The sequence below is a fragment of the Sodalis sp. (in: enterobacteria) genome, assembly GCF_036327475.1.
GTDB lineage: Bacteria > Pseudomonadota > Gammaproteobacteria > Enterobacterales > Enterobacteriaceae.
In genome coordinates, this window is the sequence record NZ_CP132913.1 from 389,145 (window position 1) to 401,826 (window position 12,682).

General features: G+C 52.4%; 5 protein-coding genes and 6 pseudogenes. 5 read left to right on the forward strand and 6 right to left on the reverse strand.

Going from position 1 to position 12,682, the window contains the following annotated elements; all coding sequences use genetic code 11:
• Positions 1 to 29: 29 nt before the first annotated feature.
• The 3 genes and pseudogenes from GPOALKHO_RS02115 (at position 30) to cspE (ending at position 2,556) form a co-directional block, all read left to right on the forward strand.
• Entirely contained in the window at positions 30 to 221 is a 192-nt protein-coding gene (locus GPOALKHO_RS02115; RefSeq protein ID WP_406703331.1) for a DUF2766 family protein, read from the forward strand.
• Between the two features lie 1,966 nt (positions 222 to 2,187).
• A pseudogene (locus GPOALKHO_RS02120) lies at positions 2,188 to 2,323 on the forward strand (DUF2627 domain-containing protein).
• Between the two features lie 23 nt (positions 2,324 to 2,346).
• Positions 2,347 to 2,556 (forward strand): transcription antiterminator/RNA stability regulator CspE, encoded by a 210-nt coding sequence (cspE, locus tag GPOALKHO_RS02125; protein ID WP_406702776.1) that lies wholly within the window; start codon positions 2,347 to 2,349, stop codon positions 2,554 to 2,556.
• Positions 2,557 to 4,315: 1,759 nt separating this feature from the next.
• Here cspE and GPOALKHO_RS02130 read toward each other — a convergent pair.
• The 4 genes and pseudogenes from GPOALKHO_RS02130 to GPOALKHO_RS02145 all read right to left on the reverse strand — a co-directional run.
• Positions 4,316 to 4,835 (reverse strand): annotated as a pseudogene (locus tag GPOALKHO_RS02130) (manganese efflux pump).
• A 408-nt stretch (positions 4,836 to 5,243) separates the two neighbouring features.
• Entirely contained in the window at positions 5,244 to 5,330 is an 87-nt protein-coding gene (locus GPOALKHO_RS02135) for a DUF986 family protein (protein ID WP_406703332.1), read from the reverse strand.
• Between the two features lie 258 nt (positions 5,331 to 5,588).
• A pseudogene (locus GPOALKHO_RS02140) lies at positions 5,589 to 6,132 on the reverse strand (PTS sugar transporter subunit IIC); the annotation flags it as partial.
• A gap of 90 nt (positions 6,133 to 6,222) precedes the next feature.
• Positions 6,223 to 6,760 (reverse strand): annotated as a pseudogene (locus tag GPOALKHO_RS02145) (hypothetical protein); the annotation flags it as partial.
• A 374-nt stretch (positions 6,761 to 7,134) separates the two neighbouring features.
• Between GPOALKHO_RS02145 and GPOALKHO_RS02150 the strand changes: the two are divergent.
• Positions 7,135 to 8,041: pseudogene (locus tag GPOALKHO_RS02150) on the forward strand (TerC family protein); the annotation flags it as partial.
• Positions 8,042 to 8,529: 488 nt separating this feature from the next.
• Here the strand turns inward: GPOALKHO_RS02150 and GPOALKHO_RS02155 are convergent.
• Both GPOALKHO_RS02155 and pabB read right to left on the reverse strand, forming a co-directional pair.
• Complete coding sequence (locus GPOALKHO_RS02155; RefSeq protein ID WP_406702777.1) at positions 8,530 to 9,894, reverse strand: L-serine ammonia-lyase; 1,365 nt, start codon at positions 9,892 to 9,894, stop codon at positions 8,530 to 8,532.
• Between the two features lie 819 nt (positions 9,895 to 10,713).
• Positions 10,714 to 12,075, reverse strand: a complete 1,362-nt coding sequence (gene pabB, locus GPOALKHO_RS02160; RefSeq protein WP_406702778.1) for an aminodeoxychorismate synthase component 1 — start codon at positions 12,073 to 12,075, stop codon at positions 10,714 to 10,716.
• Between the two features lie 151 nt (positions 12,076 to 12,226).
• Between pabB and GPOALKHO_RS02165 the strand changes: the two are divergent.
• Positions 12,227 to 12,387: pseudogene (locus GPOALKHO_RS02165) on the forward strand (YoaH family protein).
• The last annotated feature ends 295 nt before the right edge of the window (positions 12,388 to 12,682 follow it).

Sequence of the window (12,682 nt, forward strand, 5' to 3'; positions counted from 1 at the left end):
GAAACGATCTTTTCCTATAAAACCAGGAACTGGTGTTCGATCTAGTCGCCTGTCAGCTGGTAATCAAGCAGATTCTGGACATTATCGATACCATTGTGCCGGCGGAGATGAAAATGTCCGCGCAGTTGAAAACATTAACTTTGGCGCCCATCCTGCCTCTCGCGATTGAGAAACCTCCTGCCCTTATCGACATGAAATTCGAGCACGCCTCTCCCCGTTAAAGCCGCTACGTGAACGGGTCTCGCCAAAGGTGAAACTTGTTTAATTTACAAATTTAGTTTAAGAGGATAACATTAGTCGATTATGCATTTCAAGAATAGGGTTTTGAAAAGAGGTAAAACAAATTAAACTGGTCGCGATCCTGCTGCTCTGTTTGGCTCTTTGGCTGTCGGCGCTGAACAGTTTTGCGATCAGGGAGAGGATTTTCAGCGGCATGTACCTGGTGACCCAATGGATGCCTTGGTGCTGTTGTTAATAAGTAAGGTAGCCACTAGTTCAATGAGTGGCAGGTCAGTTCATGAATGCGTTAGGGGTTAACAGCTTGCACAATCGCTATGGCATCCATCCCGGTATTCGTCATCGTACTGGTGGTCTGTTTTTGAACCGTGCCAGTGCCAAAGCAAACGAGCAGATAGCTCTGCTAACCGATCAAGCAACAAAATCAACAAACCGAGCTGAAGGGTGAGCGCGGGCAACATATTCTGCGTGATCCAGCGCTGAGGAACGCACCTCACCGCTGTCGTTTGCCGCCACTACGCAGCCCCTACGCAAAACGCAGTTGGCGGCAACCATCGCCGAATTGCCAAATATTACGGTCATCTTGACCGCGGCACGCTGAGGCAGCTGTTAAAACGCTTTTCCGCGCTGGAGGGTCGCGGCGCCATTGTGTATGGGCGCTTGGTTGTGCCGGCACGGCACTTGAGCATGTGCTCGCTATGAGATCGCAACCGAAGTTTATGGTGCGGCTGTGTGCTATCCACGTCGCGCTGGCACTTCTTCTTTCCCTGCGACAGTGGCTATATCCGCGGTTGTCGGAGATTGGCCCACGCCTTGGGCCGTTTGACGCGGCGGCGCCGGTGTTTATGCACCAAAATGCATGGCGGCAAGTCACATGAGTCCCACCGAGGCGGTGCGTTTTTATCAGGAACTTCAGCAGCCCAGGGTGATCCCGATTCATTTGGGTGTTCGAGCTAGCGGATGAATCCCTTGACGAGTCGCCGCACGAGTTATCGCGTGCCTAGCGCGAGGGAAGTGTCAATAATGCCGGTTTCGCTGTGCTAAAATCGTCGTCAAGATTACGCTATAATATTAGCCCAGGCGTCGGCGGCAATAAAGTTCATCGGTGCTGCGGCCTGAGGTGCAAGGCCACAGGACGTATCTGTGGCGGACAGACGGCCGTTTAGAGCGGGTAGTATGTGACTTGATGGCCCGGTTTCCCGGTTTGACCGCCACTTGGATTCAGTAGAAACGGTTTTGCTTCGTCGCCGGTGCAAACCTGCACGTCAACCTAGACGTGAAAACTTTAGTCGATATCCTGGTCGCCAATTAATACCAATCTGTCGGGCGTTCGACTCCCGCAGATAAATTAGATGAAGCTGTGTAAGAAATAATCTCAAAATCGCAACATACTGGCCGAGCACAGGTTATTTTAAATTTATTAATTGACATATTAGCAGATTGTTCGCATAAAGATTGCACAACATTGGCGATCCTTTATAACACAACATCAGCATCGCGCTGGGGCAAGAGGCGGGACTAATAAGCAGATGCTATCCTGGCATAAGGGCGAGCTGAAGCCATTTGGTATGTCATTGACGTGGTCATACAAATTTAGCACAATATTTCGTTATGTTATGAAAAGAGGTTATAAGTGGAAGGGTGAAAATTGTGAACTAGACGCCTTGATTTCTTACAGTGATGCATAATAGTTATTTCTGAATAATGCATTGGACGTTGGTATGGGTTTTCGCTAGTATTACCGCTATCTGATAATTGTAGACTGTAGCGCTATGACTCCGTAGCGCCATAGCCACGCAGGAATGTGGCCCCCGTACTTTATTGTGGTGGGGTTAGTAGCCCAATGTCTTGATTATGTGCGACATAGCCCGGCCCTGATTAAAAATGGCTTGCCATTGTTTACAGAATATGTAATAACGCAATTGGGTAAAACGAGGTACAGTTCTGTATATGAGTGGCATTTTCAGTAAAGAAGTATTGCATGTAAACGATTTTCGTTGCATACCGCTTCTCTGCCGATCCTTATCTTAGTGCCTCAAGCAGTAACGAATCCAGTTTGTCTCTGTATCGCCAAATGGCGAATTAAACACTCCAAAGGAAATATGCAAGATGGCAAAGATCAAAGGTCAAGTGAAGTGGTTCAATGAGTCTAAAGGTTTTGGTTTCATCACTCCGGCCGATGGCGGCAAAGACGTGTTCGTTCACTTCTCCGCTATTCAGGGTAACGGTTTCAAAACTCTGGCCGAAGGCCAGAATGTCGAATTCGAAATCCAGGATGGCCAGAAAGGCCCTTCAGCGGTTAATGTAACTGCCCTGTAATCCAGTTTGAGTCATTTTACTAACGGGTAACACTAAGTCCCCCTGCCGGCCCGCGTCCGCGGGGGGAGGATTTAACATTGTGGTCGCTACGGGCTAATGCGGTAAACAATTTTCGCCCACCCCTTTCTTGCCAACCCATTAAAAATCTTCTGCACCCTTGATATCTACCGCGTAGTATCGTCTCACTGTTGCTGCTTTTCCCCGGCGCGATGCTCTCCATGTGTAGGCTAGCGGTCTCCGCTGTACCCAAACGCCTGGCCTGTGCTTGTGACCTACGCTACGCCGTGATCTGGTAGAATCATCAGTCCGCTATGCTGATTGCGGCCCGCTGATGGCCGGATTGATGGGATCCCGTTCCTGCTACTTGCTACTGCAGCGAACGCGCTGAACCCCAGCGCCAAGAGCTGTTGTCTGGGCGATGGCCGCAAAATCCAGATAGCGTAGGCAGGGGATATAATCGCCGCGACCCAGCGTGACGGGGCTCGCTCGCGGCATTAAGCGTGGCAGCGAACTGCCCAAGTATTCCAACAAGACTGCGCCAATCAACGTGTACTGCACCGATACGCCGGCCGTCGCGGCGGCAGAATAGCACGGATCAATCTGATACAGTACCGTCACAGTTGGTAACGACGCTATCAAGCTCTCCCAGGACCTCGCTCGCCAGGCCGGCTTATCCAGCCAATTCCACGCTTGAAGCATCTCCTGCATCAGCGACGCTTTGTCGTCAAAACCGTGCGCTACCCCATGTATCGTGGACAGCAGGAATGGGTAAGCTATATCAATGGTGTATACAAATCGGTAAATGAAGCGTCCAGTGTAGCGCGTTTTTACCGCTAGATGGCTTACTGCGCTCTAAATGTTTTCCAACCGGAATCGCCATGTCTTGTTTCCAGTGTCCGCTTTTCCATCTTCCGCTCGTCCTGCACGATAAATACTATCGCTGCGTCAGGGCAGCACTACTTCGATTGTGCTAAAGATGACTGTGTCAACTGCTTGCCGATGCAGTTTAAACGCGGGCAAAGAGCCTAGCGACGCACCATTGATGATGGCAGTGCAGCGCGCCTTTATCAGCCGCTGCGCGATAACGTGATAGAATAGAGCCGATCGCCGCGCTCACGCCGTATACGAGCCCACGCTGGCTGGATATCGGCCGCGGCGTATAAGCGCCGCGCTGGCGGACCTGCTCACGCGCCAGCGGTTAGAGAATGAGGTGTGCGGGATGCGCCGCGCCGCAAAACGCCATGCCAAGGTTCGCTTTTAGCCAGCGCCTGTCGTTTGCCGACATACGCCGAGCAATCCCGCCGAGCTACGACGTACGCTGCAACCGTGTGGCGCACTGCTGACGATAGCGCCCGCCGCACGCCCACCTCTCTCCTCTGTCAGCTCAAAGCGCTCGTTTATCGCGATGTGCAGCTGCACGCGCCAAAGGGAGAAACCCTCGCTGCACCGCCAAGGATAGTGCTCTTCGCTATCCGCTGTGACTGACCGGTGCGGAAGGTGTGGCGCTGCTGCGCATGACGCCTTTCGCTTGGCACGCCACCCAGGAGGTGCTCGAACGGTTGTGGGTCGCGCGTCGTTTGACATCGAAGAAACGGATTTTATCCCGGCGTGGCGGAGAGTCTTCCGTTCGATTAGCGTGACAGAGGAGAGGCCCTGCGTTATTGGCACGGGTGGGGGAAATATTCACTCGTTAAACGCAGTCCGTGTAAACGCAGTCCGTGGAGATGACGGCGCTGTATTGGCGCGGACAACGCCGGGATTACCCCATCAAATTGGCGAGCATGGCTTCGCCGATATGGCTGTAAAGAATTGTTGAGGCCAATGCTAATCAGGATGAAACTACCGATGATTTCCGATTTATTGCCAAGACAAGCCCCCACAAAACGCCACAGTCATATACCGATGGTCGACATAAGTAGGGGACAAGACTGATTAGCAACGCGGTATGAACAATATTGACCTATAGTATCGCCAGACTCACGCCGATAACTAGCGCATCAAGACTGCTGGCGATGGCGGTGGCCGCCAGCAGTCTAAGCTGTATTTACCGACTATGGCCGTCTGCACCGGCTGTACTTTCCGACCCCTTATCACCATTCAGCCGCCCAGAAACGCCAGCCCAACACCACACAATGACCCCAGCGCATAATATGCAGCCCCATCCGATAAGCGGAGTAATGGCTTCTATTACTCCGCAGACCGGTACTCAGCGCTTCTCGCAGCGCGGGCTTATGCAGCGTGCGGGTACCTTGGCCGACTGAAGCCGTAAAGGCGTCCATCTACATGCCAAAGGCAAGAATAAGTGTGGCGGAAATATTCATTGTTAAGACTTAACTTGGCGCCAATATCCACGCTTTCTGCTCTCCTAACCTTACCAACAAATCCGCATATCTATAGTTTCGCCAGCCGATGATGACCGCCCGCGCTACGTTCGCTATAAAGCAAAATAGGCTATTCCCAAATCAATTTAAACAGAATATTCCCCTGTAACAACAACTATAAAATAACAGTGGTAAATATCCTAATGCTTGCTGTTGATTAATTGCGCTCAGTGTGAGGATAATGTCGAGATTTCGCCGTGAACTGACAAGAAAATAAAGAATAAAGTATTTCATTGCGTTGACTAATCTATTTATTCAATACTAAATAATTAATTTAGCCTACCGTAACTCAAAATGGTAAATATTCTAAATATTATCTAATTTGCTGACCTGGATCAACAAACGCTGTTTTTCCATGTCAATAACCGAATAACTATCTTCCGATAAATTCATATTTTGATACGGGAATAACGAATAAATACATTGCCGTAACTTCTGTCTTAAACAGCACACATGGACGACGAATATAGTCCAGATAAAACACCATCAATCCCAGAATTAAAATCAGGATAGAGATAATGATTGCGCACCGGTTGTTATGTTTTTGTACAGCAGTACCAGCAGCCGAACGATGAAAATCAAATCGTCCAACCTACCTTGGCAACGCAGAGATACCCGTAGGGCACAGTGCGTAAGTGACGACTGAGGTATAAAGAACGGCATCAAATAGCTTGCGCGCATCATGTTGATGACCATCGCATAACCAACTACCACAATCATGCCGTCGGTGATATTCAGGCCGTTGGTGACGACTTCTGGAATCGAACTGAGCATGTTGTGTAAGGCGCTTGTCCCGACCGACACGTCCACGATAACCACCGGGATGACGATGCGCATCGCCTGCAAGACCAGTGCCAAACGGTGGATCCAGCTCATCGCCGTTGGGTTGCCGCGTTCGGCGGCATACTGGAAGGTGACGGTGATGGCACGCACGATGATGGCCAATACTTGTCCAGCGGCGGGTTCGCTAGTGCGATACAGGCGCCGATACTTTAATTACCGGCGATAACCAGAATTGTAGAGATGATAGGTGTCAGCGCGGCATCGGGCGCCACTGCAGTCACCAATATTCATCCAGCCTAGCGCGATATTTCCAATACCCCACCGATGATGATACCGGTTGCGAGAATCGATCCCATGCCTGAATACAGGCGATGACGCATATCAGTACAATTTGAAGCGTGGTGATTTCCATTGTATTGCTCCTCTCACCTTGCGTAGTAGAGCGATGCATCCGTTTCCAGGCAAACTTTACACTCTTGGGTAATACGGCGTATGGCTTAATTGCCGAGTTTTTAATTAAGTCCATCATCTTTAAGGGGGAATCTCTGGACACTTTACGAACTTCCAGCTCAATACCGCGTTCGTTAAGCCTCTTCAACGCCTCGATGTCTTTTCGTCTACTGATACGGAATTGTTCATCTGAGCTTTACCTTTGTGGCAGGCCATGCGATAATGTCTATCGGGGTAATGCCGACGACAGACCTCAACCAGAGCTGACTACGATAATGCATTTAGCGCTGGTCTCTTTCATCCAGCGTACCTGGTTGTGGATTAGACTGTCTACACGCCAGATCCATGCTCATATGGTCACCTTGACCAGTTGCCATCGGCGCAGCGGCTGGCGGAACCTGTTCCTCTCACGGACTTCATAATTCTTTATTGATGACAATCCGACTAGCGGCATTAAACGGGCTTGCCTCCAAAGGCATCAACTAGAAATAACACGCCTGCTGCGATGTCAAGATCCACCAGACGGGTGGTATATTTTCAATAAATGTTTCTTCATCTGAGACGCAATCAATCCACAAGTGAATTGTAATTTATTTTAGTGTGTAAAAATAAAAATTGTGACGATGCTCGGTACAGCAAAGTGTAGCTGAGCATAAACAAACAGCTTGAAGTGAAAAGGTTTTGTGCCGAGCAGTGATTCCCTGATACAGTAAGGTGTTTAAATTATAAAGGAGCAAGCAACCCTCCGATGGACTGTCACCGAAGCCATTTCATCATTGTTTGTCCGCTTGCGCGGCCATCATTGTCCTCTCACTGACGCTTCGCGCTGGATCCTACTTTCGTCATGTTTGACACGCTCCCAAAGAAGTATGCCCCTTGGCGGCGCTTGTCCCTGCGCGTTTGCCGGCAAAGATGCGGTTTAACCCTGTAATCTCTACAGCCTAAATACTTTACGGAGCCTGTGATGGAATTCTTAATGGACCCATCAATTTTGGTGGGGTTATTAACCCTAATCGTATTGGAAATCGTTCTCGGCATCGATAACGTGGTCTTTATTGCGATCCTGGCGGATAAACTCCCGCCCCAAAAGCGCGATTGCGCGCGGATGGTAGGCCTGTCGCTGGCGTTGATTATGCGCCTTGGGCTGCTGTCGCTGATTTCATGGATTGTCACGCTGACGTACCCGCTGTTTCATTTGGGCGACTCTTCCTTTTCCGGCCGCGACCTCATCTTACTGCTGGGTGGGATTTTCTTGTTGTTTAAGGCGATCGTGGAGTTGCACGAATGTTTGGAAAATAAAAAGCACGACAGCAGCGTCGGCCGCGGCGGCGCCAGCTTTTGGGCGGTAGTGGTGCAAATCGTTATTCTCGACGCGGTATTTTCCCTGGATGCGGTTATCACGGCGGTAGGAATGGTTAACAATCTGCCTGTCATGATGACTGTCGTGGTAATTGCTATGGCGATTATGCTATTGTCTTCTCGTTCACTGACTCGTTTTGTTAGCCGCCATCAAACCGTGGTGGTACTGTGCCTCAACTTCCTGCTGATGATAGGTCTCAGCCTAATTGCTGAAGGTTTTGGTTTCTATATTTCGAAAGGCTACCTGTATCTTGCCATCGGCTTCTCGATCCTGATTGAGATGTTCAACCAGATAGCGCGCCGCAACTTTATTAAAAACCAGTTCGCCAAGCCGATGCGCGAGCGTACCGCGGAAGCGATTATGCGGTTAATTGAGGGGCAGGACGCAGCGCGAAATCGGCGGGGATGATTCTTTACAAGCGTTCAAGCAGGTGGGTGCATTTGCAAGGAAGAGCGCCATATGATCACCGGCGGTGCTGTCGCTGGCTTCGCGCACCCTGCGCAGCGTGATGGCGGCGATGAATAATGACGAACAAATCAAAGGTAGGCCGCTGGCGCGCAGGCGGGATAGCAACGTCGCCCTCATTGGCCGGCTTGTTGTTATCACGGTGCGATCGAATAGCGGTGGAGTAGAGGATATGCTAACGCTTGACAAAGGGCGCTTTACCATTCGCCAAACGGTGGGATGTCGCATTAAGCATGTGTGGATTGTAAGCAGGCGTGGATTGAATGCCTGGCGTCGCAGCACGGAGAAGAGGAGGAGTAAACCGCTAAACGGCGCCGACGTGGTGCTGAGCATGCGCCTTCGCACGGATCCCACCGTGCGACAATAAGGATGCATTATTCGCAATGCCGCCGCCGCAGTTCTATGTTGCGGCCGCCGTGAAGGATTGCAGATAGCGGACGGCAGCGCCGACGGATTTCTGGTAGGTGTAGGTCACTCTTGACCTTTCAACTGCACCGTGGCTGGTTGCATGCCAGGTCCGCGGCGCATCTCGACTCAGTCGCATTGCACCTTGATGGCCAGGCCGCCAAGGGAGGTTTCGCGGTATTTGGCATTCATGTCCTTGCCAGTTTCATACATGGCTTCAATCACTTTATCGAGGAACACCCGCGGCGCGCTGGTGCGGCGCAGTGCCATACGCGAGGCGTTGATCGCCTTTACGGCTGCGATCGCGTTACGTTCGATGCACGGCACTTGTACCTGGCCGCCTACCGGATCGCAGGTTAGTCCCAGATTGTGTTCCATACCGATTTCTGCCGCGACACACACCTGTTCGGGACTGCCGCCCATCAGCTCCGTCAGGCCGGCCGCCGCCATGGAGCAGGCGACCCCAACTTCGCCCTGACAGCCGACTTCGGCGCCTGAAATGGAGGCATTCATCTTGTACAAAATACCGATTGCGCCGCTGGCGAGGAAATACCGCAGCCAGATATCGGCCGAGACCGGCTCGATGAAATGGTCATAATAGGCAAGAACGGCGGGTACGATCCCGCAGGCGCCATTAGTTGGCGCAGTTACAACACGGCCGCCGGCGGCATTCTCTTCATTGACCGCCAGGGCGAACATATTAACCCAGTCCACCGCTTTCATGGGATCGGTTGAATGCTTATTCCCGGAAATCAACATCCTTCTGAGCGCGGCGGCGCGGCGCGGTACCCGCAGCGGCCCCGGCAGCACGCCCTCCGTATTTATGCCGCGATCGATACAGGCACGCATAGTCTGCCAGATGGCGGTAAAATAGCGGTCTATCTCCGCGCGCTCATGCAGCGCGAGTTCGTTACGCAACACCAAACCGGATACCGACATGGCAGTATCGTGGCAGTGTTCTAGCAATTGCTGAGCGCTAGTGAACATGAAGGGAACGCTGACCTCATTCAGCATCGCTTGGCCAAACTGTGCTTCCTCGACGATAAAACCGCCGCCGATAGAATAGTAGGTTTGCCTGTAAACGCAGCGATCGCCCGCGTACGCGTGGATGCGCAGCCCATTTTCGTGCCTCGCCAGGTTAGTGTGGTGAAACACCATGCCCCCTTCGTGCGCAAAGTCCACTTCATGGGAAGTACCGGCCAACATCAGCCGCTGACGCTGGGCGACGTCGTGTAAAAATGCCGGCGTGGCGTCTATAGCCACCGTATCCGGGCTATTACCGGCCAGGCCAAGGATAATTGCCTTGTCGGTGTGATGTCCTTTTCCGGTCAGGGCAAGGGAGCCGTAAACCTCGACGGCGATTCGCGTGACGGAGGTCAGCAGATGCTTTTCGACCAAATCGTCCACAAATTGTTTAGCGGCTTTCATCGGGCCAACCGTATGAGAACTTGAGGGACCGATACCAATTTTGAACATATCGAAAACGCTGATCACGTTTGCTCTCCTGTAAAATTTTATAAGGCAACAAAAATGACACTGACCTGATTATAATAGTTGAATGGGGTGCGCAGGCGCGTTTTCGCATGAAATAAACTAATGTTAACGACGTTGACGATGCCACGCGTCATTTGCCCCGCTGCGCCAACCATCAAGCGATATTTTTAAGTGCAGTAGTAAGTTAAATGCAATAACATGAATGTATTAATATTATGTTCTGCTTAATGTCGCTTGCTTGGGATTTAGCCAGTTAAATAGAAAAGAACTCTATGCCGTTAAGGGAAGCTAGCTCCCATTATTCGATTGGCAGACGAATGTGTTGGCCGATACAAGATTTGAGCAGTCATGCCCAAGGCCATGGTTCCGGGTGCCAGGAAATAACTTTCCTGGTTCGCGCTTGCCGTTCAATGTCCAGCGTCCAGCCGGATATAGCTCGCCAGCGACAAGGCCTCGGTCAGCGGTATTTTAAAAATTCCTGCCACTTCGGCCTCGCTGGCGACAAAGCGGGCACCTAGAGCCAACAGCCCCATGATCGGGGTGGCCTGAAACAGCTGCTGCTGTTCAGCAGCGATAATTTCGATGGCGATCGCGAAACGTCATCCGCATCCGCGCTTGCCTCTAGGAAACGTCATCTGACTGGCGTGGTTGCTCAGGGACGCGACGCGGCGTGTGAGCAACAATGTGGGCGTGGAATGACAAATAATCGGAATCAGCACCGCCGTACGCCGGTTGTGGTAGGTTGGTGAGTATCTCCGGCAGCACCAGTTGAATCGGGTAATAAATTCCGTTGGCGACGGTGGGTGCTCGATCACGGCGTCAGGTATGCAACTGTACCAGCAGCGGCAGTAGCGAGGCGGCCTTTGCCAGGGTTTCTTGATATTCCGCCTCTTCGTCGCTGTCGGCGATAAGACCACCACCGACGGGGCAGTGTATATGTTGGTCCGCCACCAGAAGGGTTCGAATGGCGATATTGGTATCCATCGTACCACAGCAACTGACATAGCCGATGCTTCCACACCAGGCACTGCGACGCTGGGGTTCGAGCCTTTCGATGATTTCCATTGCTCGCACCTTTGGCGCGCCGGTAATGGAGCCGCCGGGGAAGCAAGCGCGCAACAGATCGCAAGGAGTGCGATCGGCCGCCATGGTGGCGGTGATTGTGCTGACCATGTGATGCACCGCCGTAAAAGTCTCTATAGCAAATAGTGAGGGCACGCGCACGCTGCCCGGTTGCGCTACTCGGCCGATATCGTTACGCAACAGATCCACTATCATCAAATTTTCCGCCTGTTCTTTAGCGGAAGCGGCCAGCCGCCCCGCCTGCTGGCGATCGGCGTCGGCATCCACCAGCCGCGGCAGCGTTCCTTTAATGGGCCGGGTCTGAATTTTGCCGGCGCGCAGGTGCAGGAAACGTTCCGGCGACAAGCTCATCACTGCTTTGTCTTCCAGACGGATGAAAGCTGAAAACGGCGCTCGATTATGGGCTAGCAAATGGCGAAATGCCTGCCATTCATCCCCGTCGCAAGGGGCGCTGAAGCGCTGTGCTAAACAGACCTGATAGCAGTCTCCCGCCAATAAGTGTTGCTGGACCTGGCGAAATTTTTCGCCATATTCGGCGCGGGACATATTGGATCGCCAGGGGCCGAGCAAATGAAACGGCGCCGATGTGGGCGGCGTCGCGGCGGTCAACCGGCTAAGTAAGGGCGCCGGATCGTCGTAGCTCACCATGGTCACCGTATGGCGATGGTGGTCGGCTATCACAGCCCAGCGATAAATGCCCACCGCCATTTCCGGCAGAGGGACGTCCTGTTGCGCCAGCGTAGGCAGAGTTTCAATGCTGCGGGCGAGATCGTAGCCAAAATAGCCTAGCGCCCCTCCGAGGAACGGCAACGACGCGTTGGGCAAATTCGTCATGCCCGTCGCTGCCAACGCCTGCTGGACTAGCGCGAAAGGGTCGTCACGGCGAGACTCGCAGTCATCTCCCCGGCGAATTTCGGTCATACCGTCGCGCGTTACCAGCGTAACCACGGGCGCCGCCACCAAAATATCATAACGACTGTCGGGATGACTGCTGTTGCCGGAATGCAGCAACATCGCCCAGGGCTGTCCGGCCAGCGGAGTAAAGTAGTCCAGCATGGCATCCGGCCGATAGGGTAATGCTGTCAGGTGTGGTTGCATGGTAAGTGCCTATTCCAGAATGATGCGGCAACGGTAATCTGTCCGCGTATGTGGTGATATATAATGATGCGATCCTAGCACACATCCTCGCCATAGCGTAACCACCCGCGTCATGAGATAATCGATAGTTTGTCGCTACCGAGAGAAACTGATGTTAAACGATATGCCCGTGTTAAGCCATGAGCAACAGCAACAGGCCGTCGAGCATATTCAGTGTTAACGGCCCGGGGAATGAGTAGTGGCGAGGCCATTGCGCTGGTGGCGCGCGAACTGCGCGTCTACCACACCGGCGAAAAGGTGACCCTGCTTTAGGGGTGAGGAGAAAACCGAAACCTATGAAGCCCTGGCTAGGCGCCCGGAGGCAGATCCTTACGATAGCTTTCCCGATGACGATTGAGCACAGGGCGGCCCGTCCTTACTAGCGCAGCGATGATTTTGACTTCGATTTTATAGCGCAGATTCATTAGTCCCTTCTGAACCGTACAACGCACCGGTGTTAGCGCGCTGGGTGTTGGCGCGCTGCCAGCCCTCGACTCAGTTATCCCACATGCATTCATCGTGGCAAATTGTGTTAGGCAGGAAAATAGCCGCAGGCGGTAGTGGAATG

Coding starts and splice junctions, on each gene's coding strand:
- cspE (WP_406702776.1), top strand. CDS start 2,347: ATGGCAAAGATCAAAGGTCAAGTGAAGTGGTTCAATGAGTCTAAAGGT.
- GPOALKHO_RS02135 (WP_406703332.1), bottom strand. CDS start 5,330: ATGAATTTATCGGAAGATAGTTATTCGGTTATTGACATGGAAAAACAG.
- pabB (WP_406702778.1), bottom strand. CDS start 12,075: ATGCAACCACACCTGACAGCATTACCCTATCGGCCGGATGCCATGCTG.